The sequence below is a fragment of the Ensifer sp. 1H6 genome (assembly GCF_001976035.1).
Classification (GTDB): domain Bacteria; phylum Pseudomonadota; class Alphaproteobacteria; order Rhizobiales; family Rhizobiaceae; genus Ensifer; species Ensifer canadensis.
This window is the reverse complement of the sequence record NZ_MOAI01000018.1, coordinates 1-25,270: the sequence shown is the minus strand read 5'-3', so window position 1 is coordinate 25,270 and position 25,270 is coordinate 1. Positions and strand designations below refer to the sequence as shown.

Here is a 25,270-nt window from a genome sequence, read left to right as displayed (position 1 = left end):
TCTGTCCCCCAGCATGGTTCTCACTCTGCAGTTTGCCGGTCCTGGGCCGCTATGGCCCTATCCAAACTGGTGCACAATATTGCAGCACGACTGGAATCTGTTTGCCGGTTGTCACAAGGAACTTCGCGCGCCCGCAGGCCGGAATTCACCTCACTGGACATCTGCACTCGAGTGGCAGCGAATGCGCCAGGGTCGATGAACAAAATTCGGCCAAGGCGAACCGGTTTGTTGGGCTTGTTCGTCTCGTTGAATAAATCAACATGGAACACTGTGCATTGACCGACATCAACGTTTCCAGAAGTCTTCGAGGTGACGCGCGCTCGAACCTTGGTTGCTTGCGGTCGTTGATTACTCGCACGCACCAAGTAACTCGTCCGCAGCTGAAGGGGCACGCTATTTATGTTTGATGACTGCTCGGCCCTAGGCACTGGGCGCCGACCCGTGCCGCGGCCGCGGTTGTCCTGTATTCTCGCCAGTATCCGGTCTCGGCGCGGGGCGCTCCATTGCCAGCGCCCTATTTGAATAGAGTGGGTTTCCAGTTATCTCCTGCCCGAGCCAATCGGGCTGCGGCGGAGCGTCGTCACAGCTCGCCAGCTCAATTTCCGCTGTGACAAGGCCACGATGTTCGCCAGAGTAGACGTCGACTTCCCAAACGTGGCCGCGATAGGTTACTTCATAGCGTGTCTTCTCAATTATCCCGAGGCGCGCCCAAACATCTCCATAGCATCGGCGTAAGGAATTTCGTACTCGTACTCCTCGCGTTGCATACGGCCACTGCGGATCTTCACGGTGAGCACCGCGCGTTGAGCATCAATGGTCCTTACCCGCACGATGCGGTTCTTCGTCGCCACAATGTAGGCCTGCCGAAGCTCAGAGCCGGCGGAAGCGTGTTTGCGCCAGCGATCGTTCGAGACCTGGAATTTTCGTTCGATCTCGGCAGTCATTTCCACCCCTGGAGAGGACCAAAATTCAAATATCGTTCGACAACGCGACGTATCACTCCCTACGATGTCGATCGACGCTCAACATGAACGCACGGCCTTGCCGACACTTACCGTGGAGCCGCTGGTTACGGGTGCCTGCTCAGACGACTATTATTAGAGCAGGAATGCATGCCCGACATTGATCGAGAACAATGTGGTTGCAGCGACTGGCAGCGACCTCTTGACGTCAGGAGCGGCCATCACGCCAAACTGGCACCGTTCGCGTTTTCGTTTTCGGGGTTGCCGTCTCGATCGCCGAGGAAATGCCGATGGAGTGTTCCGATATCGCCCGCGAGGTATGTCAAGCGCGTGTCGGTTTGATCCGCATCAATACTCCTTGCTAATTTCGTAGTACTTTCACTGAACGCCAACAGTGCCCCAATCATCGGGGTTTCGACCTGCCACGTCATGCCTCGTAGGAAGCGTTGATGGTAAGTCCCATCGTCATGAACACGGTCCTGATGTCGCGCCGCGGTCGCCAGAAACTGCTGAGGGAAGGCGCCACGATAGGTGAGGCCAACACATGTTCAGATTCTTAACTCGCCTTCTGCCGGCAGCAAGGTTGCAGGCCTTTCCTCTCGCAGTCGTCATGCTCTTGGTTCTGCAGTGCGCATCAGGGGCCCAAACGGCTGATTCTGGCGACCTCCCACCCGAAAAGGTGCGCCAGTTCATCGAGCTGGCGAGCACGCCAGAGGTCAAGGCGTGGTTGGAAGGCAAGGTCACCGTTCCAGCCGCAAAAACGGATTCGCAGTTTGCCGACGCCCTCTCGGATTGGGCAACTGCAGTCGACGCTCGGATCGAAGCACTTGCCAATGCGACCAGCCGCGTCCCGGCGGAGCTGAACCGAGCTGCTGGCGTGGTAATCAGGGACGTCAACTCGGGCAGGCCCGGTCTCGTCGTTGGCATCCTGGCGATCGTTCTCGCAATTGGCTTTGGCGCCGAGCGGCTGGTACGGCAGGCACTTTGGCGGGCGCAAACGCCCGTAGTGGGTGAGGTCCGCAGACACTCACTTGCCTCGGATGCCGTCGCACTTGTAACGTTTTCGTTGTCGAGCGTTGGATCGTTCCTCGCATTCGAATGGCCGCCCTTGCTGCGCAAGGTCGTGTTGACGTTGCTCGTGGCAATGATCGCGTACCGGTTCGCCTATACGGCGGCGCGACTGCTGGTTGCATTCGGCAGCGCTGATAGCGTGTCGTCGGACCAGACGGCAGGGGTCAGCACAGGTGATGGTGCACGGCAGTACTGGCTTCGGCGGATAGGATTGATTGCCGGTTTCTCGTTGTTCGGCTGGGCCGTTGTCAACGTCATGCCCTCCTTGGGCTTTTCGATGGACGTGACGAGGCTCGCGGCCTTGGTTTTAGGGTTGGGGATCCTGGCCACAGCCATTGAAGTGGTTTGGCGCCGTCCGGGTTCTGCAAGGACTCCCATCGTGCGCGCGCTCCTTACCCTATATTTGCTCGCGCTCTGGCTTGCCTGGGTTGGGGGACTTGTTGGATTGCTGTTCATCGGCATCTATTCGCTGGTTCTGCCGGCAGCGACCCGCGGCGTTGGACACGTGGCTCAAGTAATCGCCGACAAGGTACGACTGACCGGCGCTCTTGGTGTGGTTGTCAATGTGACGATCGTCAGGGGTGCCGGGCACTTGTAATCGTGGCCGCAGTGGCCTGGTTAGCCTATGTCTGGCGCTTCAGTTCTGCAGCGTTGGCCGGTAGCCAAATTGGCGGGCTCATAGTCAACGGCATATTGAACGCCATTGTCGTCCTGCTGTTTGCCGACTTGCTTTGGCAATCGTCCAAGGCGCTGATTGCCTATCGAATGGATCTTGCCGAGCACTCCGGAAGTACCACGGATGAATTGGCACGAAGTGGCAGGTTGCGGACGCTTCTGCCGATTTTCCGTAACACGTTGGCCGTATTCATTGGTGCAATCGCGGTGTTGACGATCCTGTCGGGGCTGGGCGTCCAGATCGCACCATTGATAGCGGGTGCCGGCATTTTCGGCGTCGCAATCGGTTTCGGCTCACAGACTTTGGTCAAGGACATTCTGAGCGGCGTTTTTTACATGCTCGACGATGCTTTCCGTGTCGGCGAATACATACAGAGCGGCAGTTACAAGGGAACTGTCGAATCGTTCAGTCTGCGTTCGGTTCGCCTCCGACACCACCGTGGTCCCATCTTCACGGTTCCGTTCGGGGAGCTTGGCGCGATCCAGAACCTGAGCCGCGATTGGGTGATCGACAAGATGACGATCAATGTAACCTACGACTCCGATGTAGAGTTGGCACGCAAACTTATCAAAAAGATCGGTCAAGAACTTGCAGCCGATCCGGAATTCGCCGCCGACACACTGCAGCCACTAAAAATGCAGGGCGTCGACAGCTTCGGCGACTTTGCCATCGTTCTGAGGCTCAAGCTCATGACCAAGCCCGGAGTGCAGTTTCCCATCAGAAGACGTGCCTTCGTCATGATCAAGAAGGCATTCGACGAGAACGGAATCAAGATCGCCGTTCCGACAGTCCATGTGGAAGGAAGCGGCGAGACCGCCGCCGCGGCCCACCAGCTCCAGCGGGAAACCAAAAAGGCCGAGGCAGCGCTGCTGGCAGAGGGCGACGCTGCCTGACGTTGATGGGTAGTCGCCGCAGGCCAAAGAACAATATTATGGACGCATTGAATCGCGTCCAATCCTATCGACCGGTTGCGATCTGATCGGTCGTTGCCGCTCAAGCCATGATTGCTCCGCCTCGACCGAAGCGAACATCCCCTCCTAGGCCTTGCGGCAGGGCTCCTCAATGGCCCCCTTGATTAAGTTGGTGCCCGGTTGTGAGCGGCATCTGTAGCTCTTTGAGGCTGTTGCTGGTTAGCCTTGTGCTTAAAGAGATAGGCATTGGTGGGTTGGCGTTTGTCGCCAGTGTAGTGTTGGTTTGCGCCAATCCCCGGGTAGTAATCTCCGTCGCATTCTTGTGCAAGAGAAGAAAGGGGGGCGGCGGTTGCTATGGTGGAGATTATCGCCGCGAACAAAATTCTACAATTCTCATTCATTACTTCCTCCCACGTTGACGACATCGTTTCTCATCGCATCGAAAGGGGCATGAAGAGGTGGCAGCAAGCCATCACACGCTCATGGACATTCAATAATGCGAGCGTAAACGGGCAATTTCGAGACGTGTTGGGGAGTGCAGTCGGTCGCGGGACATCAAGTCGGCCTGGGTGGGGTTCCTTGCGAGCTTCTCCCCGTATGTGAAAAACGTTCAGCAGATTGACCTTCCGTTCGAAGCCGCTCGCGATGTTACGGGCATGTTATACCGCATGGGATGTGCGGAAGCAGTCGCTCGTGTTCCCCCTAGTCCTCTGAATCCGAAATTCGTATCATAAGCTGTTGTCGACCTTCTGACAGAAGCGCTTGACGGATGCGAGAATGTCGTCCGCCGATTTGGTCCACCGATACGGCTTGGGGTTTTCGTTGTGGCGCTCGATGAAGTTTTTGATGTCGGCCTCGAGTTGAGCTGTCGAAGTATGGACGCCACGTCGTAGTTGCTTGCGGGTCAATTCCGCAAACCAGCGTTAGCTCGGTTATCGAGATCGCTGATCGTGCGGCATCGCGCGCCGTCCGTCGATCGGCCGCGTGGTACATTGGCACTTTCAATGGCAGACAAATAGGACTATATAGCTAGACAGTCTAGCCAATTTGGAGCGAAACTATGGAATGGCAACTGCAGGACGCCAAGAACCAGTTCTCGAAGGTGGTGCAGAAGGCGCGCCATGAAGGGCCGCAGATTGTCACGCTGCGCGGTGAGCGCACGGCCGTCGTGCTGTCCGCTCACGACTACGACGCTCTGCGCGCCGGCCGGCCAACGCTGGTCGACGATCTGCTTGGCGGTCCCGTGTGGGACGATCAGCTCGCTGATGTGGTAAATGTACGCGTCAAGACGCCAAGCCGCGATGTGGCCTTCTGATGTATCTGGTTGACACCAACATCGTCTCAGAGGCGCGACGCGGCACGCCGCAGGCGGTGTCCTGGCTGCGCTCTGTCGATCCGCTCAGCGTCCACCTGAGTGCGCTCACCCTCGGCGAAATCATGCGCGGCATTGCCCTGAAACAGAGGTCGGATCCAAAGACTGCCGCGCACCTGACCGAATGGTTGCGCAAGCTGCGCCACGACCATGGCGACCGCATTCTGCCGATAACCGACCAAATCGCGGTCGAATGGGGCCGCATCGCGGCAATCCGCCCTCGCGGCGATATCGACGGGTTGATCGCCGCGACCGCGATCGTCCACGATCTCATCCTTGTCACACGCAACGTCAAGGATTTCGAAGACACAGACGCCTCCGTGATCAACCCTTGGGAGAGGTCGGCGTGAGCCGCTCGGCGCCGATCACCCGTTGTATGCCGGCATTCACTCTGTCCATTCGACGGACGGTTTCCTGTTTTAGACCTCTGAAGTTGCATAATGTATCAACTGAAATCGTGAGGTCGAGCCGCATTTGGTTCTCCAACCTCTCAGGCGACGGCAGGATCGACGCGGCGGCGGTGCCGGACATCGTGCGTGCCGTTTTGCGTGCGATGGGATGCACACCAGACGACGCGGCGCGGCGGGCCGACGAGGCGGCACACAACTCTGACGTCTTTGCACAACAGGCATCAGTCATGGATCGAGGCGACCGAGAGCAGGATCACGGTATGCCGACCCCAGCGAAGGCGAAGGCCAGCGTCGACCGCCTGCCCAGCCAGTCCTGACCTAGTACGCGATCTGCCCGTCCACCATCTGGCCGGTCGACGGGGTAAGCTCGCGTTTCAATACTTCGCGAGCCTCGCCGCTGATGACCGAGACCGGAGCCGCGACGGCCACGCGCGCTGCCGATCCGGCGAAATTGGCGGCGGCCACCCCTACACGATCCGCGAATGTCGCCTCTCCACCCGTCAGCGTCTGACCAGCCAGACGTCGCCCAAGCATGCGTACGATCTCAGGACTGTCGGCGAAGGCATTGTGGCCGAGTGGATCTTTGGTCGCGACGGCACTGGTGTCGATGACCGAAACGCCCAGTTCGTCAAGCACAGAGGCATAGGGTTTGAGATCGGTTCCACCGACACGGTCTACGCCGCCCGAGAGCCAGCCAGACACCTCGAGCGCCTTATCGCGTGTGGATGTCAAGATCGCAAAGTGCGGTCGCTTTGGCCCCATCTCGACGAACTGACGACGAAACACGTCGATGTCGATGTCCGGCGACGCCAGAATGACATTTCTGACCTTCGCCGGGATTGATTTTTCACGCATCGCGACACCCCGCAGCGCCTCTGCCGCGAGCCAACCTCCCATGGAATGAGCAAGAATCGTGACGTCTTGAACATCGGGACTTTTTGCAACCTGAAGGATCAAATCCTCCAAGGCGCGACGCGAATAGTTGGCGCTCTCCCTGTCATAGAGGTAGTCGAACGCGCGCCCTCGCGACGGCCAAGTGAACAGGATCGGCGCCGCAGCTGTTCCCGAGTCGTGAACGATTTGCGCAAGGCGGAAGACGGCGTCGGCATAGGTATTGTTGAAGCCGTGTACAAAGATGAGCACCTGACGCTTGGAGTTTCGATTTTTGCGAAACCACTCCAGTGCCTGACGTTCGGAGTCGGCTTTGGTGACTTCGAGTACCGCAAATTCCTTATCCGGATTCGGCGGCACGCGGGAAGGCCACTGCACCTCGCCGATCTTGCGGTTCCGATCCGGAGGAATGGAGACGGCGACGCTGTTGAGCGAGATCGCCGTTCCGCGCTCGCCGGTATAGAGTTTGCCGGGGCTTTCCGAAGGCTTGCGTGTCGTAGCAACCAGCATGTTCACCCTGCTGGCGTCGCGGGCGGCCACCTCAGGGGGCTGAAGGACATTCTCCACCCGAGTCGCGCAGCCGGGTGCGAGGATAGATAGCACCAGCAGGGAAGCAAGCGCCCGCCGCGGGAACGCATATATTGCAGCGATCCGGTACGGTCGGGCAGTCCGTTGCGGTCCCCGGGCGTCGTTTCGTCCGGGGAAAGAGAACCTGGAAATTGTCATATCAGTTTTGCTCGACTTCACGCGGGATCCGGAACCAGGCGACATAGAGCGACGGCAGGAAGAGAAGCGTCAGCGCCGTTCCCACGACGATGCCGCCCATCATTGCGTAGGCCATGGGCCCCCAGAAGATTTCGTGCGAGATCGGGATCAGCGCCAGGGTCGCCGCCGCGGCGGTGAGCATGATCGGCCGCATACGGTGTTCTGTCGCCTCCACGACCGCATTCCATGGCGACTTACCCACTGCCCGTAATTCTTCGATCTCCACGATCAGGATGACGGAGTTGCGGATGAGGATGCCGACGAGTGCAAGCACACCAAGGAGTGCGACGAACCCAAGCGGGGAATTGCTGGCGACCAGAGCCACCACGACACCGATGAGCGCCAACGGGGCAACCGAGAAGACCAGGAACAGCCTGTGGAAGCTCTGAAGCTGAACCATCAGGAGCGTCGCCATCATCAAGAGCATGGCCGGTACGACTTGCGCGATGGGCCCCTGCGACTTGGCGCTTTCCTCGACCGCGCCGCCGACTGCGACGGAGTAGCCGACCGGCAGCGTCTTTTCGAACGCCGCAATCCTATCGCTGAGCGCCTTCACAATGGTCGCCGGCTGCGTCGCATCGGCGATCCCCGCCTTGACCGTGATGGTTGGAACCCTATCCCGGCGCCAGATCGTCGGCTGTTCGAGCTCGTATCGGAACGTTGCGACCGATGACAATGGGACCGACTGGCCGCTGCTGCTCTGCAGTTGCAGGTCGAGCAGAGTGTCGATCGACTCTCGCTCCTTCGCCGCGGCTCGGCCGACCACATCGACCAGATAAATGTCGTCCCGAACCTGCGTTACCGCGTCCCCTTGCACGACGGTGTTCAAGGCCATCGCGATATCCTGGGAGGAGACACCAAGCTGTCGTGCCTTGTCCTGCAGCACGTCGATCTTCACGACGCGCGCCGGTTCATTCCAGTCAAAGGCGAGGTTCTTGAGTGAAGGGTGGGTGCCTACAACAGACCCCAGTTTCTGTGCCAGGTCGCGTACCGTCTGGAGATTCTCGCCGGACACGCGGTACTGAATTGGCTTGCCGACCGGGGGCCCGATTTCCAGAAGCTTCACATAGGCGTCAGTTCCAGGAAAAGTCTTCTGTAGGTAGGCCTCCACTTGCCTCTTCAGCTTGTCGCGATCCTGGAGCCCCTTGGTCAGGATGACGGTCTGGCCGAATGAAACGTCAGCCGGCTGTACGTCGAACGAAAGGATAAAGCGCGGTGCGCCCCTTCCGACGTATGTAGACCAATGCTCGACCGCAGGGTTGTCGGTCAGCACTTCACGCTCGAGCTGAGCCATTTGCCTGCTGGTTTCCGCAATCGAGCTGTTTTGCGGCAGGTTCCAGTCAACGATCAGTTCCGGTCGGTCGGAGCTCGGAAAGAACTGCTGTTGCACCATCGACAAGCCGACGAGCGATCCGACGAAGAGGGCGATCGTGGCGATAATCGTCATCCAGCGCCAGCGCAGGCAGAACTGCAGTATGCTGGAGAATGCCGTGGCGAACCGTCCCTTGTGGTCGGAGTGCTTCTTCATGGTCTTGGGAAGCAGGGTCACGCCGATGAGTGGTGTGAACAAGACGGCAACGATCCAGGAGACGACGAGCGATACGGCGATGACGACGAAGAGGGTGAAGGTGAACTCGCCGGCGCTGCTTTTGTTGAATGCAACGGGTATGAAGCCCGCGACGGTCACAAGCGTGCCGGTTAGCATTGGGAAGGCCGTGGAGGTGTAGACGTAGGTGGCGGCCTTCCTGAGACTGTCACCCATTTCCAGCCTTGCCACCATCATTTCGACTGCGATCATGGCGTCGTCGACGAGAAGACCGAGTGCGATGATGAGCGCACCGAGCGAGATTCGCTGCAGTGAAATACCTGAATAGAGCATCACCATAAAGGTGATGGCGAGAACCAGCGGGATTGCGATCGCCACGACCAGGCCGGCCCTGAACCCTAGACTGATGAAACTGATCGCGAGCACGATGGCGACCGCCTCGAACAGGGCCTTCGTGAAGCCTCCAACTGCCTCGTGAACCACCTTCGGTTGGTCGGAGACCTGGTCGACCGAAACGCCGACCGGAAGATCCTGAACGATCCTGCTCATCGTCTTTTCGAGCGCTTCGCCAAAGGCAAGCAGATTGCCCCCAGTCTTCATGCCAATCGCTAGCCCGATCGCCGGTTTTCCATTGAAACGGAAGTGCGAAATCGGCGGGTCTACATAGCCGCGGGTGATGTTGGCTACGTCCGTCAGCGGAAAGAAGCGATCGTTGACCCTGAGGTTAATCCCGCGCAAGGTCTCTTCGGAGATGAAGCGTCCGCCAACGCGAAGGGCAATGCGTTCCGGTCCCGTCTGGATGAAGCCTGACTGGGTGACGGCGTTCTGCGCCTGCAGCGTGGCAATGACGTCTGCGCGGTCGATGCCGAGGGCGGCGATTTTGCGGGTGGAGAATTCGAGGTAGATGACCTCGTCCTGCGCACCGACAATGTCGACCTTGCCCACGTCCGGAATCTTGAGGATTCGCGTCCGGGCGTCCTCCGCGAAATCGCGCAATTCCCGATGACTAAGCCCTTCACCAGCGAAGGCAAAGATGTTGCCGTAGACATCTCCGAACTGGTCATCGAAGAAAGGACCGATCACGCCCTGGGGAAACTCGTGCTTTACATCGTCGATCAGGTTGCGCACTCGCGACCAGGTGGGCTTTACATCGCGCGCGTTTGTATCCGGCAACAGATCGACGAAGACGATCGTCTGACCTGCGGTGGTGATGCTGCGAGTATGTTCGAGATTGTTGAGTTCCTGCAGCTTTTTCTCAATGCGGTCGGTAACCTGCTGAGTCACTTCCTGGGCGGAGGCGCCGGGCCATTGGGCCTGGATTACCATCGTCTTGATCGTGAAGGATGGATCCTCTTCACGGCCAAGGCCCACATAGGCATAGGCGCCTGCCACTGCGAAGATGATCATGAAATACCAGACGAGAGAACGATGCTCGAGCGCCCAGTCTGAAAGATTGAATTTTGTCACGGGTGGCGCTCCTGTACGCGTTTTACCTTCTGTCCTTCGACAAGTTCGTTGACGCCGGCGACGACGACTTCTTCACCTTCCTGCAACCCGGACAGAACCCGCGCCCAACGGGAACCACTCGCCTGGGTGTCGAGTTGGACCGGTCTTGGTGAGACGGTGCCGGTCGATTGATCCACGACCCAGACGTGGATGGCGCCACCCCTGTCGCTGATGGCAGAACCCGGCAGGGCGACTGCTCGTTTTCGCCCTTCGACCAAGGGTGTCGCAGTCACCACGGCACCCAGGCGGAAGACCTCCGGCGCCTGATCTATGGCGACCTTCAGTCTGTGGGTGCGGGTATTGGGGTCCGCTTGCGGCGCGATCTCGCGCACGACGCCAACAGTCTGCGCCGTACGGTCGAGTTGAAGGGCAATGCTGAATTTGTCATTCAGGCGAACGGATCGAAATTGCGCATCGGGAACATCGACGACCACATCACGCTGTTCGAGACGCGCCAGCTTCAAGACCGGCTGGCCCGTCGAGACTGTCTGGCCCGTTTCTGCGTATGTGGCCGTGACGACACCGTCGAATTCCGCCCTCAACTCCGCGTAGCCAAGCTGCTCGTGCGCTTTGGCGAGGCTGGCCGTCTCTTTTGCGACGTTGGCCTCGGCCGACTTTAGTTGTTGTTCGGCAAGTTCGTGATCGGCAATGCTCGAGGCGCTCTTGTGGGCGAGAGTTCGTTTACGCCCTTCTGTCAGTACGGCGTTCTCTAACTGCGCCTTGGCATCACGCAAGTTGGCATCTGCACTCCTGACTGCGAGGCGGAGACTGAGGGGATCAATTTCCGCTACGACATCACCTTTCTGCACGAGATCGCCAACATCGACCTTGCGTGATACGATTCGTCCAAGTGTTCGGAATGCCAGGTCGGTCTCGATGCGGGCCCGCACGATGCCGGGCAAGCTCTCGACAACTTCACGCTCGCCTTGGGTAGCCACGGATTTGACGGGACGGGGGCTCGCCTCTTCCCCTGCGATCGAGCTTTGCTCGCAGCCGACAAGGAGCGAGATCGACAGAAAGAGTGGAAGAGTGGTGTATAGGTGACTAAGGATCATCTCACTTGCCTTCCCAAGCTACTGCCTGGCCTTCCTTGAGGAACTTTCCGCCATCCGTGACGATCAGGTCGTCCGGGGCGATGCCGCCGGTCACGACGAAATCGCTTTTGCGGTAACGGGCGACCGAAACTTTGCGGAGGGTAACGGAGAGGTTTTCGTTGTTGATCAGCCACACGGCGGGTTCACCCTTGGCGGAGGCAATCGCGTTGTAGGGCAGCACGATTCCGTCGCGCGGCGCGGAGTGGAGTTTGCCGACCACCGGTGTGCCTAGAGGCCAGTGAGAGTTCTCCTGGAGCTCCACCTTGATCCGGATTGTGCCGGTCTTGGTGTCGATCACCGGGGAGACCTCCCGGATGTTCGCGTGCACTTCGAGTGCCCGGTCCCCGACTGGTGCCACCGCGACATCCGACGACGGCGGGCCGTCCAGAAAGAATGCCTCGAAGACATCGAACACCACATCTCTCGGGCCGTCGTGGGCGAGCGTGAAGACCGACTGCGCCGCCGAGACAACCTGCCCCACTTCTAAGCCGCGGGCGGTGATGATCCCGTCGGCTTCAGCCTTCAACTCCGTATAGGACACCGCATCCTCGGCTGTGGCCAGCGCGGCTGCGGCAGCTTCCAAAGAGGCTTGGGCACTCGTCAGGTCTTTTCGAGCATCATCAAAGGTCTCCTGCGAAATGACCTGCGATTGCACGAGGGCCTTTGATCGCTCAAATGCCAGCGTCCTCTGTTTGACCACCGCCTGCGCCGACTCCAATGCAGCTCTTGCAACGCTGATATCTGCTTGCTGTTCGGTATCGTTGAGGCGCGCCAGGACCTCGCCGGCGCGAACGTGCGCACCCACGTCAACCTGCCTCTCGATCACCCTGCCACTGACGCGAAATGAGAGTTCGGTCTGGATCCGCGCCTTTACCTCACCGGTAATTTCCGCACTCGGCTGATATCGAACAGAGGCGGCCGGAATGACCCGCACCTGTTGCGGCGCCGGCGGCGCGGCTTCAGTTTTGTCGTCGCAGGCGGCGAGATAGGCGCAGGCGAGACCAATTCCCAGAATTCGAAGGGGCTGCATTTTTTTCTCCGTTGCCATTTGCACCCATCAGAGAGCAGGCCGGTTCGCCTGCGGGTTTCAAATCTGATGGTTAGAAGGGCCATGGCCAGATGTTGACAGTGCCCACTTAGAGATTAAAGTGGACGACGTCAACATCGCTTCGGCAAAAATGTTGACGCGCGCAACATAAGGGCCTAGACGGACGAGTATGATCAAAGCCACCCCCACTGCAGATCCGCGCCCCTACCACCATGGTGACCTGCACAGGGCGATCGTAGGTGCCGCACTCGATGTGCTCAGCGAATCCCAAAGCACAGAGTTCTCGCTTCGAGAGCTCGCCCGTCGAGCGGGCGTCAGCCATAATGCCCCTTACAAACACTTCGCCGATAAGCGTGATTTGTTGGCGGCGGTCTCGGCAGTTGGTTTCGAGCTCCTTGCAAAGCAGATGACCGATGCGACGAAGGAACACGACAGTCCGCGCGAGCGGTTGGCAGCTATGGCGCGCGCTTATGTGCGCGGCGGCGTCAACAATCCTGCGCTCTACAGATTGATGTTCGGCGGCTATCTTACCGGTCAGGATGATGGGCGCCCTGCAATCGAAAGAACTGCGGCTGAGAACATGAAAGCGCTTCTGGTGGACGCGATAAGTGATGGCGCTCTCGGGCGCCTCATTCCGACCGCCGCGGCAAACACACGTGAGATTGATGGTGCCATTCTAATTTTTTGGTCGCAGATGCATGGTCTCACTTTGCTGCTGGTAGACCGCCTCGTCGGCCCCCGCGAAAAGATGGACGAGCTGAGCGAGAGCGTCTTGCAAGGCATGCTCGATGGACTGGCGAACAGTATCCCCGCGATACCAGCAGGCGTGTGGATAGGCCCTCCGCCTGGCGAGTCGAATGTCCCAAGCCTCGTGCTGAAGGGGTGAAGCCGGAAGAGTTCCGGCACTTCGCGACGGCAGAAGTGCTGCAGGTGCTCGCGAGTTCAATTTTCGTGGGGGCTTGCCCTCAGGCAGCGAGTTGCTGATGACGTGCGCGTCCGGTCGTTCGAAGTTCGAAGGATGCGCGACGGCCGCATCGTCCTCGGTGGCCCATCGCGGCCCTTTATCCTCCCGTCGCCGGTCTCGTTCGGTCGAAGCTAGCCTCGAAGCTGCTGCCAGGTTTCGATCCCGCCCCAATCTCGGTCGCCAAGTTCGGCGCCGACGGAGCGGCCTTGGTGCAGCTGCGACGATCCGCGAAGCCATCTTCACGCTCCCCGAACTGGAATAGCCGATGATCTGAAGCTGGCGCCTCGATCATCTGGCGCTTCCGCCAAGCGTGGTCGAGTTGTTCAACAGCGATCGCAATTCGCCGCCCTTCGCCGCAGACCCGATGTTTGCGAGGAACGAGGTTCATGTCGTTGCTTCAGCGGGGATGTCCTTGGCGGCTGCCAAACGACGGGCGCGCGAACAAGGGGTTCAAGCGCATACCGTCCCGGTCGGCTCGGTGATTGGCTCAAGCTGAAATGCATCCAGAGCGATGGCTTTGTCGTCGTCGGGTTCGAGCTTTCAACGAAAGTGACCGGTGCGATATCCCGGCTTCTGCTGGCGGCTCGGCGAGGCGACGAGTTGGTCTATGTCGGCGGCGTCGGTACAGGCTTTACCGACAAGATGGCCCGCGACCTCCGCAAGCAACTGGCAGCCATGCCGGGGAGGGTGGCCGACGCGATCAGTTAGATGCTTGGGCCTGTGGAACATTTGTATGCGAAAGAAGTTTGGGCAGTTGTGAGTGAGCCGGACGGTCTCTCGCCCTTTTCATCGTGCCTGCCCCCCCACAGGGTGAGCAGTCCGGTTTTTCCTCCCATGCCGTCGGCACGAAGGTTCGTGTGGAAGCGCTTGCCAAACCAGCCGAGGGTTTCAAGAACATCGTCCAGGGGATAGCCTGTTGGCACACCAGACGCGCGCCACAGCCCAACGAGTTCGTTGATATCGACGGGGCAAGGTCGCGAAACCTTCTCAATGCTTCCGCAGCGGCAATAGGGGTGACAACATCGCACATAGTATTGCTCTAGCAGCAAACGAAGCCCGTAGCAGACCGGACCAGTCGGGTTTCGTGTTCCCACGTCACTTCTGTCGAGGCATCTCCAATTGAGATCCTGCAGCGACCTGCTTGCCTGAATATTGAGCCATCACTGCATCCCGCAGTGTGAGTGTGGCGTTTCGCACTTCTTCCTGAAAGTCTTCGTCTTTGTTATAGGCGCTATGGCTGGTCGCGTAAGGCTGCCCAGTAGACAAACAGCTACCGCTCACACAGCCGGCGCTCTCCCCGATAAGGCTGGTAGGTGCAATCGGACGCTCGAAACGATCGATAGCTCCGCGCGCAAGCTCTAATATTGCAGGACGCCGCGGGCCCTCCTTGGCTTGTCATGAGCCCCGTATCTGGATCAATCTGGGGTGCAGGTTGGGCCATTGCCGCTTGCATGAAATCCCGCCAAATGCGCGCCGGAAGCGTGCCGCCGGTGACGCCCTTCATGGGCGTGTCGTCATCGTTACCGACCCAGACGCCGGCAACAAGATCTTCCGTAAAACCTACAAACCAGGCGTCACGGTTGTTCTGGCTGGTGCCGGTCTTACCGGCTGCAAATGAACCCGGGAAAGCGTCCCGTCCGGTGCCGCGCTCGACCACGAGCTGCAATAGGCTCACCAGATCCTGTTGGTAGATGGAGAGATCGGTCGAAGCGGCTGTGAGCGGGCCGACGCGGAACGCCTTGGCTTGGGTCGACGCCTGAAAATCGATCACGCCCCAAGGTTCGACCGGCGATTTGCCAAGGCGGATCGAGGCGTAGGCGCCCGTCAGGTCAAGCAGACTGACTTCGGATGATCCGAGCGCCAATGCAGGCACCGGATTAAGGGGGCTGTCGATGCCGAGCTCCCTTGCGGCCGCGACAACATTCTCGATGCCCACTTCCTGCGCCAGCGCAACGGTTGCACCATTGAGCGATCGGGCGAAGGCTTCCGCAAGTGTTACCCAGCCACGATAGCGGCCTGTCGAGTTTTGCGGCGACCACCCGTCGACTTCAATCGGGCCATCGAAGACCCGATCACGCAGGGTAAGTCCGTTCTTCAATGCGGCATAAAAGACGAAAAGCTTGAACGTTGAGCCCGGTTGTCTCTTGGCGGCAACGGCGCGATTAAACTGGCTGGCTTTGTAGTCGCGTCCGCCGACCATCGCGACCACTGCTCCATCCGGCGTCATTGCCACCAGTGCGGCCTGTGAAGCACCCAGCGCTTTCCCTTCCTTATCAAGATTGCGAGCGACGACATCTTCGGCAAGCTGCTGAAGGCGTGGCACCAGCGTCGTGCGCACTGTTGTCGAACCTGGAGAGGCACCTGCAATTTCGCCGGCCTGGGGCGAGATCCAGTCTGCAAACCAACTGCCCGAGCGTGGCGTCGGCGTGGTCGGATGCAACTCGGCAAACTCCGCCTTGGCGGCGGACGCATCTTGCGCTGCGAGCTTGCCGTTTGCCACCATCGCGTCCAGGACCGTTGCCGTCCTCTCGCGTGCGGCTTCGAAATTGTCGATCGGATTTAATTGGCTCGGTGCCTTCAGCAGTCCGGCCAGCATCGCGGCCTCCTGGACGCTGAGTGCGGCAATGTCCTTGTTGAAATAGATCCGGGCAGCCGCGGGCATTCCTGTCGCGCCGGAACCGAGGTAAACGGTGTTCAAGTATCGCGTGAGGATCTCCCGCTTGCCAAGCTTCCACTCGAGCCAGAATGCGATGACCAGTTCTTGCAGCTTGCGCTTCAGCGTGCGATCGCTTTCAAGATACTGCACTTTGATCAGTTGCTGGGTGATCGTGCTGCCGCCTTGAACGACCGAGCCGGCCTGGAAGTTTCTCAATACGGCCCGCATGATCCCTTTCAAATCGACACCGTAGTGATCCATGAACCGCCGATCCTCGATTGAAAGTACGGCATCGACCAGATGCGCGGGAAACTCCTCGTATCGGGCATAGGGACCCTGGAAAGGACCTTGCCTTACGATTGGCTGGCCGTCAGCGGCTTCAAGGACCACAATAGGTTTTAGGGAGCCGTCGGCGATTTCTCGCCACGGCACATCCTTCAGTGCCCAGATCAGCATTCCGGTCACGAAGATCACAAAGGTCAACGTCACCATCAAAATCACGGCTTTCCAGGATCGAGGCTGAGGTCGCAAGGCACGAAGCCATGCCGACGTGGAGATGATGCCTATTGCACCGGATATGCCTTTGCGGAGGGGGCCTGTGGCTGATGCCGCCCTCAGTCGAAAATCATGCGGGATCCAGGCGCGCGAAGCGCTCGCGACCGGTTTGAGTTTCTTGATCAGCGCGGACGAACCCGCCAAGCAACGCTGTACGACCGTGCCGAGATCGCGGCGAAAAGCGGATGCAAGATGGCGAAGCGCGCGCTTGCTTTCCGTGAAGGCTGGTGGGTGCGGCTCGCTCTCGTCTGACGATGCAATCGCTGATGCGCTGTCGCTAGCGCTGACAGCCGGCTCTACCGCTGCCCGAAGGGGTTCTGGTTCGATCCCTATCGTCGAAGAATTGGCACCTTCATCATCGGTCTGATTTGGACTGTCTGCGGAGTGGGTCATTTCTTGCCGGCGATATTGTTCCGTCTAAGAAATAGAGCGGGAAAGGACAGAAGAAAGGCGTTGTAGCCACCCGGCAGCGATCGCGATAGAGCGCTATTGCCGCCTTCGGGAGTGGTGGTGATCGATAACGTCGCACCAGTCTGGACATTGGCAGTCCAATTTCCACCTCGGCGCCGACATCTTGTAGCTTTGTTCCACTCCCAGCGCGATGCGGACACCCGCACGTCCTACGCCAGCATTCGATTTGAGCGCTTCGACGGTTGACTTGGGGAACTTCCAACTTGCGTCGAAGTTTTATTGAAGCGCCTCGTCATCGGGCGAATTCTCAAGAAGTTCGGCCTCACCCACGAAGGGTGGTTGGCACACGCGTGGTTTGCGTAAGTCGTTGTAATATAGAGATAAATATACCATTCTTTCAGATGGAATAGGAACCATAGCCAAGCACTCGCGTTGTCCCCGCATCGTTCAATGACAGCATCGAGGAGACAACAATGAAACGAGTGATCGTCGCGACAGCCTTTCTGGCGGCAAGCGCACTTAGTGCCTATGCACAGACGGCAACACCGTCGCCGGACCCTGAAACGCCAGCAATCGCCACGCCCGACACCACCAATCCGACAGCCCCTGTCGCGGGCGCCAACAGCTTCACCGAAGAGCAGGCGCGCGCCCGCCTTGAGGAGAATGGCTACATATCCGTGACCGGGCTGAAGCTGGACGACAAGGGCATATGGCACGCCTCGGCCACCAAGGACGGAAAGCCCGTGACCGTCACGCTCGACTACCAGGGCAACATCGTCGCCAACTGATGTTGGCCGAAAGATCTCAGCAAACCGAACGAAGGAAAACCAATATGAAAACCGTTACTGGACTTTTCGACACCTATGACCAAGCGTCTGAAGCTGTGCGAGCGCTGAAAGCGGCCGGCATTCCCGATGAAGATATCAGCATGGTCGTGAGCAATGCCGAGGGCCGATACGAGGTTGACGACACAGAAGGTGCGGCCGAAGGGGCTGGCACTGGCACTGGCGCCGGCATCGGTGCTGCGGTCGGCGGTGCAGGCGGCCTTCTGACCGGCCTTGGGCTGATGGCGATCCCGGGCGTCGCCGGTCGTTGCGGCCGGTTGGCTTGCGGCGACGGCTGCGGGTGCTGCTGCCGGTGCGGTTGCCGGTGGTGCAGTCGGCGGCATTATCGGCGCGCTAACGGATTCCGGCGTGCCTGAAGAAGATGCACACGTCTATGCCGAAGGTGTCCGCCGCGGCGGTACATTGGTCACGGCGCGCGTTACCGAGAGCGATACCGCCGAAGCGGAGGCGATCCTCAGGCGCTCAAACTGGGTGGATCTCGAAGAGCGTCGCTCCTCTTATCGCGAGCAAGGTTGGAACCGATTCGACGAGACACTCGATCCCTATAGCCCAGCGCAGATTGAAGAAGAACGCTCACGATACGCAAGTCGCGGGACGTTGATCTAAACAACCAGAACATCGAAAGGCCGTCCATATGGGCGGCCTTTCTTGTTTATGCACTTTGCTTTAAAGCGAGATTCCAGCACAGCCGCAAATCCCCGAAAAATTCGATCCATACCTCTGGACCAAGAGCGATGGTGGGCAATTCATTGGGAACACGCACCTTGATTTTCATTGGCAACTTCATTCTGGATGGCCCGTTGCTTTGCGGCGGTTGCTGATTTTGTCATTGCGACGTCTCCTTTCTCGCTGTGCTTAGACAACGCGGGAGCCGGGATTTTGTTTGCCCGTTCAGGCGCTTTGCTAAAAGAGGCGTAACTGCCGCTAGCGCATCAAACCCGCTGCACGCAACGCGTCTTCGATGGTGCGACGAATGCCGTCTGCGGGTCCCTCTTGACGCTGGCTGTCGGCGTTGCGCGACGCGGGGGCTAGAACGTTTACTTTGGCGTCCGCACTTGCCTGCCTCAAAGACGGCGCGACAATTCCGAATGACCGTGCAATTTCCTCGGTCGATGAAATGCCGACGTCGAGCATGTAGGGTCCTGCCTGCCCGTAACCGCTTTTGACGTCTATCGGCGTGCCGTGCCCCATGCCCTTGATGCGATAGAGTTGGAGACGTTCCTTGCCATCGGGGCAAACCCAAATCGCGCGTTCGAGCGGCCCGCTCGATGTGTCCGATGCAACGGCAGCTTCTGCCTCGTGAATAACCTTCCACTGCTCCACAATCGCGTCTGCGTTTGCGGAATTGACGGTAGCATCTTGGGTACCATGCCAGACCGAGATCGCCGGCCAAGGACCGTTTGATTTCGATGCGCCTCGGAGTGCCTTTTGAAGAGATTGCCCGTCGGGAATACCTTGCGCGCGCATGCGGTCGAACGCCTGGGGCACAGTGCGCGCCGTCCCATAGGGAAGGCCCGCGATGATCGCCCCGCCGGCAAAGACTTCGGGATAGGTAGCCAGCATCACATTGGCCATGGCCCCGCCTGCCGACAGGCCAGTGATATAGACACGACTGCGATCTATGTCGTAGCGCGTTTCGGCGGTATTGATCATCTGGCAAATTGAAAGAGCCTCGCCTCGATCGCGCGCTATATCGTTTGGCTGAAACCAGTTGAAGCAAAGATTGGCGTTGTTGGTGCGCGTCTGCTGCGGATACAAAACGACGAAGCCGTATTCGTCGGCGAGCTTGCTCCAGCCCGAGCCCTTGTCATAGTTCGCCGCGGTCTGGGTACAGCCATGCAATACCACCACGAGTGCCGGTGACTTTGTCAGCTTTGCCGGGACGTGAATTCTTGCCTCAAGTTCGCCCGGGTTTGTTCCGAAGGCTCCAAACGTGGCCAATCGACTTTTGCCATCAAGTGCAGATGGAGTTGGGCGGAAGTGGTTGAGCCGTGCCAGAGTGTCCGATAGGGAGCGCATGGTGGGATACCTCCAGGCCGTAACGGCCAGGATGGCTGTCATAGCGGCCTTGTGCAGCATCAAGGGCGATTGCTGCATTGCACAAGATAATGCTGCACTGCACATTTTCAATAAGTGGAGCGTCTAATTGATAGTCCGCAGGCCGTCACGCGTGTCCGCCTTGCTCGTCGCGCCACCGAGCCCCAGTTAGTCGGTATGTGGCGTTTGCTGATGCTGCACCCATGACGTCGTCCGACGGCTGCGCAAAACACCTTTCCGTCATCCTGATCCAGTCCCAACGGGGCGATTGTCGGATGCTTTCGTTGATTTCGGAGCCCGGAGAATGCCGATAGGCGCCAGTCCGGGTGCACAAGATCCCTATAGGCACTCTCACCTTCACACCAAAGGCGATTCCTCAATCGTCCAGGCGTTGTCGTCGATCGGCAACCGCCGTCATTTCCTCCGGCGTTGGTAGTGAAGGCGGATTCAGGCGAACTCGCTTTCATCCATTAGCAGCGATTGCCCGGAAAGCTCGGTGCGAGAAGAGTGGCGCTCCGATCGGCAATTGGTAACAAAGCGACTAGATCCGACCTGTTTCCACCGCATCGGCATATCCACCGACCGCAGTAAGAGCAACTGCGTTCGTGCTCTTCCCGACCGCGGTCGGTCCGGGCAACGATCCGCACCGCACCGCATCGGCGGACTATCGCACAGCCAAACGCAGCTCTCATGACCCGGTCTCGCGGTGAGGCGAGCCGACAGGCTTCGATTCGGGAGATCCCCGGTACCTCAGGAAGATCGACAGGACGACAATCACCGCCGTAGACAGGAATTCCGATTGCCAGTTCTGAAGAGATTCGAACCAGAATTCAGCGCTGCCAAGATGCTGCACGAACGTCGTTGTCGCTTGTCCATGCAATTGCGCCGTCTCACTCTCCGATCTGGCGCTGGAGACAAGATGGAGTACAAAACTCGCAAGGAAGAGACCAGTGAGGACAATTCCCAACGAGTAGGCATATAGGAGCCGCACTATACCGCCCATCTTGACCGGCCACGGCGCCTCGGTATCTTCTTCTCGGTCCGCAAGTCCTTCATCTTGAGGCGGCCTCTCGTCAGGATCCTTGGATTCCGCAGAACCCCTTTGATAGAGATAGGCGGTCAACACGACATAAACCGACATTTGCAGAAATTCGCTTTCCCAGTTCTCGAAGACGGCCGATAGAAAATCGCCGCTCAAGCCATACTGCATCAATGTCAGCGCCGGCGATCCGTGGGCCGTCAACTCTTCATTGTTCGCCAGCCAGCCGGCTATGTACATGCCGGCGATGGTCATGAGTGTTGCGGTCACGAGGACGATCGTCAGGCCGTTGTCTCGTAGAAATCGCACGTCATCCTCCTCCATCTGGATGTGGCACTAACCGCGACCGCATCAGCGTAAGGGCGGTAAATCCTAAAGGCTGCCCGCGTCGCGACAATCAATCGAGCCATTGATTGCGAAACGTGAGCGTTGCGACCGAAACGGTTTTGCCGATGTCAGTGCGAACCAGAACGGAAATATCAGTACGGTTGCGATCCGGTAGTTCGTCCCGAGCAACGTCGATGAGGATGCGGGTGACTTCCTGCATCACAGCATCCCGCGAACCAAGCTCGACGCCTTGCTCATCTCGTGTTTCGCCGTCACTGTTTTGCAGATCGAAAAAATAGCGCGTCATCAAGCTCAACCTCCAATCGAGAGGAAAAAGCCGGAAAAGCCATCATTGTTCCCGTCCTTCTGGGGATGACGAGCCATTAGTGCAACGCTGCCTCTGTCGAACGACTTTTTACGCTGGAAATCTTCCGACTGCTTGGCGCGCTCAACGTGTGCCTTCGCGTGCAGTGCCACGAGCCGTCTCACTCGAGGGCGTGTTTCTCCTTTGTTTTTTCCGCTCCAGGCTGCGCGCCTGCGATCGCGCTTCACGCAACTCGTCCAGATCTGGCCTCCACCAACCACGTCCCTTCTCGAACGCGTTCGGCTCCTCACGCGCTGGCCAGGTTGCCACCAGTTCGGCTAGTGATGCCGGGCGCCAACGAACCCAGACAAAATCGCGCGGATCGGCTGCAGCATGGGGATAGAAGCGCTTGATATCATCCGGCTCGGCGAATTCTCCCGCCACCTCGGCTACAATCACCACGCCGTAGGAACACGTCATCACCGCCTGACCGATCGGTGGTAGCGACCCGGCTGGAACCGGATAACGCCGGCGGCGGCGTTCGTCATAGCGCAATTTCGCGCGCGCGTACTTCGGCGTATGTTTTTCCGCTTCCTTTCGGCGCTTGCGCTCTTCAGGTTCGCTCGCGCGCGCAGCGGCCTCTATATCAGGCCATGATCGTCGCAGCGCTTCGTAGGATCGGAACGGCACGCGCCAGGCGCGCATCTCATCATCCCACCGAGCCCAAGGGATCGACCGCAAATGCGCAACAACGTCCCTGGAATAGGGGGTGCGTATCTGGATATCCTCTTCGATTTGAAGGTATTGACTGGAAACAGGATCGAAAGCGTACGCATCGTGGCCTTTGGCATCCGCATATAGATCGAGGTTTTCGCTCTCGCGCGCCAGCCACTTTGCAATGCGCTTGCCGGCGGTCTTGCCCGGCACGAACCAGCTGCGTTGCTCCTCGTTCCAGCGAGCACGCGGGAATGCATTGCGGAAGCGCTCCACCGTCATTCTGTCGTAGGCAAATTTCGCTGTGGCGCCAAGACGGGACTCGCTATCAGACCTTTCCTTGGGCTTAGACATCGTCGTCACCTTAAAATGCTGTTTGGTGAGCCTAACGCTAACGAAAGCCACAGGTTCATTCGTGACGATGGCACGGTTTGGGATGCTGGCATTTGTAAACGGGCGCCACGGTCCTTTCCGATGGAACAACACGACGTTTCCACCGTTGGGTGGCATCGCCTTCACGTGAGAGGAAACAGCAATGATGGATCAGACCGGCTACGAAAGCGATGACGATTTCGCAAAAGTCGTGGCCGTCGACGAGGCACTCGAGACGGCTCCAGGAAATGACGCCACACTGGCACGACGGGCCCAACTTGAGGCGCTGCGAACAGAAATTGCGAACCTGCGCGAGGAACTCGCCGCGATCATTGCCGGAACATCCCGGTTGGCCGTGACTGAGGCCGTCATCGCTCTTGAAACAACGCAGAACCGGATCAGGGACCACCTCGCCCCCGTTCTGATTGCAGCCGGCACCATAGGATACCTCTGGGGGGCGTCTATCCGACGGCGCTAGCGATTGCGCCGGTCTCTGACGTCATCCAAGTCCATCGGACCGCTTGGTCCGGCGCACTCGATATGTATCGCCCACGTGGATCGGAAGGCGCAAAGGGTTCTGGTTTTCTAAGCCGCATTTTTCCTGAGCCGACGGCTTTGTCGGAACTTGGCGGGCAAGCGTCACCGGTGGAACATTCCAGCACCGGTCGCATTCCCTATAAAGGTCGCAGGCTGTGCCAAGCGGACGCGATGGGGATGGAGAACATCAGGGTTTTTCCGCTTTCACCTTTTGGCCAACGAAAAGGCAGTCGAGCTTCTGACCATCCAGCCCGTGACCGTCCGGTCTCATGCGCAAACTTCCCAAGCCCGCACCGCAAATGCTAAAGCGCACCATCCGTCATTGCGGATCAACAGGATAAGCCCATGGCAAAACGTTCCGGTAGTGCCGATCTTCCGCTCCACGGCGGGCGCGTGCCGAAGTGGCTCGGAGATCGCATGACGAAGCTCGGCGCCGTCATTACCGAAGCCGTCATCCTGTACTACGGTCGAGACGAATTCCTGCGTCGAATGGCCCACCCTTTCTGGTTTCAGTCCTTTGGCGCGGTCATGGGCATGGACTGGCACTCTTCCGGTATCACCACCAGCGTCATTGGCGCGCTGAAGCGCGGGCTGACGCCGCTGTCCGCGGAGCTTGGAATTCATGTTTGCGGCGGGCGCGGTGCGCACTCGCGCCAAACCCCGGCGGAACTGCTTGCGATCGGCGATCGGGTCGGTTTCGACGCGCAGCGTCTCGTGACCACCAGCCGCCTCGTTGCCAAGATCGACAGCGCCGCGGTTCAGGATGGATTCGATCTATACCTGCACGGCTTCATTGTCACCGACGACGGACAATGGGTCGTCGTCCAGCAAGGCATGAACGGCGATCAACGACAGGCCAGGCGCTATCATTGGCTGTCGGAAAACCTGGAAAGCTTTCTCGATTCCCCGCATGCGGCAATTGAAGGTGACACCACCCAGGGTGTCATCGTCAATCTCGCCGACCGACGGGCGGCGCGATCGCGAGAAGGACAGCTTGATCTGCTTGCCAATATGGGACCGGACCGCATCGTCCGCGAGGCCCTCGCCGTGCGGCGGGCAGGGCCCGTTATCGAAAGTCTGCCAGATCAGCTGTCGCTCCCGCATCTAATCATGCCGGCTCACCACGACGTGCAGGAAAAGGACGTCAACATGAGCCGTCTGCATGCAGCACTCGCCTCTGCAGCCGAGCGGGGACCGAAAGATTTTCAGGAGCTGCTTCTGACCCCCGGCGTCGGCGCGCGAACGGTCGAAGCACTGGCCATGGTCGCCGAGGTCGTCCACGGCGCACCTTGCCGCTTTTCCGACCCCGCACGGTTTTCGCTCGCTCATGGCGGCAAGGATCGTCATCCGTTCCCTGTTCCGCTGAAAGTCTACGATGAAACACTCAGGGTGATGAAGTCCGCCGTTTCAAGAGGCAAGCTCGGTCACACGGAAGAGCTCGAGGCACTTCGGCGCCTTGACGAGCAGGCGCGTCGCCTCGAACACTACGTGACGGGTCCCGACCTGAAGGAAATCGTTGCCGGCGAATTCCGAAACTCCGCCTCACTTGGCGGACGCAGTGTCTTCGGCTGCGAGCCCCCGTCGGAGACCGGGCCATCGGGAGAGTAGAGGGTTCGTGAACTATTCAGGCTCCCGCCATCGTCCACAGACCGAGCTCCTCTTAGCGTGACACTCAGATCTGTACCGGTTTGATCATCGCAACCGATATGTCGCCTTCCATCAGGCCGCGCACCAACCCCGGTTTGGCATGCTCGACTTCGATGACCGTATAGAGCTTTTCGTCACGAAATGCGCTTGCGTCGAGCGTGCTGACGCCTTCGGCGGGTGCTGCATCGACTTCCATGTAGTCGAGTTCGCATCCCGAAGCGACGACACGCGCATCACCCGCCGAACGAGCGGCCACCAGCACCTCACCTTGATTGAGGGCATTCTGCCACCGCGGGTCCGTGGGTGCGGCCACCGGCACCAGCCGATAGACGTTCAACGTGTCGTCATCCCCGACAAAATCGGTCGATTGGCGCCGCGCGTCAGCAAACTGGGCCTTGCTTTCCATCGATCTGCCAAACTCCGTATCGCTCTCGCCGGTGGACTTCGCGTCGCCACCACTCTGTACATTGTTGGACATTGTTATCTCCAATGAAAGAACACAAGGGGCGAAACGCCTTCGATTGGCGGCTTTTCCTTGGGTTCGGTTGGTTATTGATCGGCATTTTCGCCGATCGGCTAAATCTCTTCCTTCCGCGCGACAGGCATCTGC

Annotated in this window: 20 protein-coding genes and 4 pseudogenes; 11 read left to right on the top strand and 13 right to left on the bottom strand. The window is 59.0% G+C overall.

Features of this window, described 5'->3' with window-relative positions; translation table 11 throughout:
• Window positions 1–420 precede the first annotated feature (420 nt).
• Window positions 421–944: pseudogene (locus BKP54_RS20720) on the bottom strand (CYTH domain-containing protein).
• 628 nt (window positions 945–1,572) lie between these two features.
• Here BKP54_RS20720 and BKP54_RS36630 point away from each other — a divergent pair.
• Together BKP54_RS36630 and BKP54_RS36625 are read left to right on the top strand one after the other, a co-directional pair.
• The gene (locus BKP54_RS36630) at window positions 1,573–2,631 is read left to right on the top strand and encodes a hypothetical protein (RefSeq protein WP_245317866.1); all 1,059 of its coding nucleotides are present in this window, start codon (window positions 1,573–1,575) and stop codon (window positions 2,629–2,631) included.
• Between the two features lie 2 nt (window positions 2,632–2,633).
• Window positions 2,634–3,602: a mechanosensitive ion channel family protein gene (locus tag BKP54_RS36625; protein WP_245317865.1), complete on the top strand. Its 969-nt coding sequence runs from the start codon at window positions 2,634–2,636 to the stop codon at window positions 3,600–3,602.
• A 746-nt stretch (window positions 3,603–4,348) separates the two neighbouring features.
• Here BKP54_RS36625 and BKP54_RS20705 read toward each other — a convergent pair.
• Window positions 4,349–4,543 (bottom strand): annotated as a pseudogene (locus tag BKP54_RS20705) (IS630 family transposase); the annotation flags it as partial.
• 137 nt (window positions 4,544–4,680) lie between these two features.
• Between BKP54_RS20705 and BKP54_RS20700 the strand changes: the two are divergent.
• Genes BKP54_RS20700 through BKP54_RS36105 form a run of 3 tightly spaced genes read left to right on the top strand, consistent with a single transcriptional unit; the run spans window position 4,681 to window position 5,719 of the window.
• The gene (locus BKP54_RS20700) at window positions 4,681–4,935 is read left to right on the top strand and encodes a type II toxin-antitoxin system Phd/YefM family antitoxin (RefSeq protein WP_025430757.1); all 255 of its coding nucleotides are present in this window, start codon (window positions 4,681–4,683) and stop codon (window positions 4,933–4,935) included.
• Window positions 4,935–5,342: a type II toxin-antitoxin system VapC family toxin gene (locus BKP54_RS20695; RefSeq protein ID WP_025430756.1), complete on the top strand. Its 408-nt coding sequence runs from the start codon at window positions 4,935–4,937 to the stop codon at window positions 5,340–5,342. The genes BKP54_RS20700 and BKP54_RS20695 overlap by 1 nt, the downstream gene beginning before the upstream one ends.
• Window positions 5,339–5,719, top strand: a complete 381-nt coding sequence (locus tag BKP54_RS36105; protein ID WP_198956850.1) for a hypothetical protein — start codon at window positions 5,339–5,341, stop codon at window positions 5,717–5,719. Before BKP54_RS20695 ends, BKP54_RS36105 begins: the two co-directional genes overlap by 4 nt.
• Before the next feature lies 1 nt (window position 5,720).
• On the opposite strand, the gene BKP54_RS20685 is transcribed toward BKP54_RS36105, so the two are convergent.
• From BKP54_RS20685 to BKP54_RS20670, 4 genes are read right to left on the bottom strand one after another with little or no spacing between them, the layout of a single operon-like run.
• Complete coding sequence (locus BKP54_RS20685; RefSeq protein ID WP_084814767.1) at window positions 5,721–7,019, bottom strand: alpha/beta hydrolase; 1,299 nt, start codon at window positions 7,017–7,019, stop codon at window positions 5,721–5,723.
• 1 nt (window position 7,020) lies between these two features.
• The gene (locus BKP54_RS20680) at window positions 7,021–10,071 is read right to left on the bottom strand and encodes an efflux RND transporter permease subunit (protein WP_084814766.1); all 3,051 of its coding nucleotides are present in this window, start codon (window positions 10,069–10,071) and stop codon (window positions 7,021–7,023) included.
• Entirely contained in the window at window positions 10,068–11,165 is a 1,098-nt protein-coding gene (locus tag BKP54_RS20675; protein WP_084814765.1) for an efflux RND transporter periplasmic adaptor subunit, read from the bottom strand. The genes BKP54_RS20680 and BKP54_RS20675 overlap by 4 nt, the downstream gene beginning before the upstream one ends.
• A gap of 1 nt (window position 11,166) precedes the next feature.
• Window positions 11,167–12,234 (bottom strand): efflux RND transporter periplasmic adaptor subunit, encoded by a 1,068-nt coding sequence (locus tag BKP54_RS20670; RefSeq protein WP_084814764.1) that lies wholly within the window; start codon window positions 12,232–12,234, stop codon window positions 11,167–11,169.
• Between the two features lie 187 nt (window positions 12,235–12,421).
• On the opposite strand from BKP54_RS20670, the gene BKP54_RS20665 reads away from it, so the two are divergent.
• Complete coding sequence (locus BKP54_RS20665; protein WP_025430750.1) at window positions 12,422–13,138, top strand: TetR/AcrR family transcriptional regulator; 717 nt, start codon at window positions 12,422–12,424, stop codon at window positions 13,136–13,138.
• Between the two features lie 513 nt (window positions 13,139–13,651).
• Window positions 13,652–13,885 (top strand): annotated as a pseudogene (locus BKP54_RS36620) (ATP-dependent DNA ligase); the annotation flags it as partial.
• A 35-nt stretch (window positions 13,886–13,920) separates the two neighbouring features.
• Here BKP54_RS36620 and BKP54_RS37325 read toward each other — a convergent pair.
• On the bottom strand, window positions 13,921–14,139 hold the full coding sequence (locus BKP54_RS37325; protein WP_348626749.1) for a hypothetical protein: 219 nt from the start codon (window positions 14,137–14,139) through the stop codon (window positions 13,921–13,923).
• A gap of 347 nt (window positions 14,140–14,486) precedes the next feature.
• Window positions 14,487–16,820, bottom strand: a complete 2,334-nt coding sequence (locus BKP54_RS20650) for a PBP1A family penicillin-binding protein (RefSeq protein WP_084814762.1) — start codon at window positions 16,818–16,820, stop codon at window positions 14,487–14,489.
• Window positions 16,821–17,311: 491 nt separating this feature from the next.
• Here BKP54_RS20650 and BKP54_RS20645 point away from each other — a divergent pair, with 491 nt between their 5' ends.
• Both BKP54_RS20645 and BKP54_RS20640 read left to right on the top strand, forming a co-directional pair.
• Window positions 17,312–17,626 carry a PepSY domain-containing protein gene (locus tag BKP54_RS20645; RefSeq protein ID WP_025430733.1) on the top strand — a complete coding sequence of 105 codons (315 nt, stop codon included), beginning with the start codon at window positions 17,312–17,314 and terminating at the stop codon, window positions 17,624–17,626.
• Between the two features lie 44 nt (window positions 17,627–17,670).
• Window positions 17,671–18,289, top strand: a pseudogene (locus BKP54_RS20640) (hypothetical protein).
• 318 nt (window positions 18,290–18,607) lie between these two features.
• On the opposite strand, the gene BKP54_RS20635 reads toward BKP54_RS20640, so the two are convergent.
• The 4 genes from BKP54_RS20635 to BKP54_RS20620 all read right to left on the bottom strand — a co-directional run bounded on the left by BKP54_RS20635 (window position 18,608) and on the right by BKP54_RS20620 (window position 22,458).
• The gene (locus tag BKP54_RS20635; protein ID WP_084814829.1) at window positions 18,608–19,702 is read right to left on the bottom strand and encodes a PHB depolymerase family esterase; all 1,095 of its coding nucleotides are present in this window, start codon (window positions 19,700–19,702) and stop codon (window positions 18,608–18,610) included.
• Between the two features lie 706 nt (window positions 19,703–20,408).
• Complete coding sequence (locus tag BKP54_RS20630) at window positions 20,409–21,068, bottom strand: DUF6766 family protein (protein ID WP_084814828.1); 660 nt, start codon at window positions 21,066–21,068, stop codon at window positions 20,409–20,411.
• A gap of 88 nt (window positions 21,069–21,156) precedes the next feature.
• Window positions 21,157–21,393 (bottom strand): hypothetical protein, encoded by a 237-nt coding sequence (locus BKP54_RS20625; RefSeq protein WP_041692939.1) that lies wholly within the window; start codon window positions 21,391–21,393, stop codon window positions 21,157–21,159.
• A 141-nt stretch (window positions 21,394–21,534) separates the two neighbouring features.
• The gene (locus BKP54_RS20620; RefSeq protein ID WP_084814761.1) at window positions 21,535–22,458 is read right to left on the bottom strand and encodes a hypothetical protein; all 924 of its coding nucleotides are present in this window, start codon (window positions 22,456–22,458) and stop codon (window positions 21,535–21,537) included.
• 181 nt (window positions 22,459–22,639) lie between these two features.
• Between BKP54_RS20620 and BKP54_RS20615 the strand changes: the two genes are divergently transcribed.
• Complete coding sequence (locus BKP54_RS20615) at window positions 22,640–22,954, top strand: hypothetical protein (RefSeq protein WP_084814760.1); 315 nt, start codon at window positions 22,640–22,642, stop codon at window positions 22,952–22,954.
• Window positions 22,955–23,358: 404 nt separating this feature from the next.
• On the top strand, window positions 23,359–24,621 hold the full coding sequence (locus tag BKP54_RS20610) for a DUF763 domain-containing protein (RefSeq protein ID WP_084814759.1): 1,263 nt from the start codon (window positions 23,359–23,361) through the stop codon (window positions 24,619–24,621).
• A 64-nt stretch (window positions 24,622–24,685) separates the two neighbouring features.
• Here BKP54_RS20610 and BKP54_RS20605 read toward each other — a convergent pair whose 3' ends face one another.
• Entirely contained in the window at window positions 24,686–25,138 is a 453-nt protein-coding gene (locus BKP54_RS20605) for a hypothetical protein (RefSeq protein ID WP_084814758.1), read from the bottom strand.
• Window positions 25,139–25,270 lie beyond the last annotated feature (132 nt).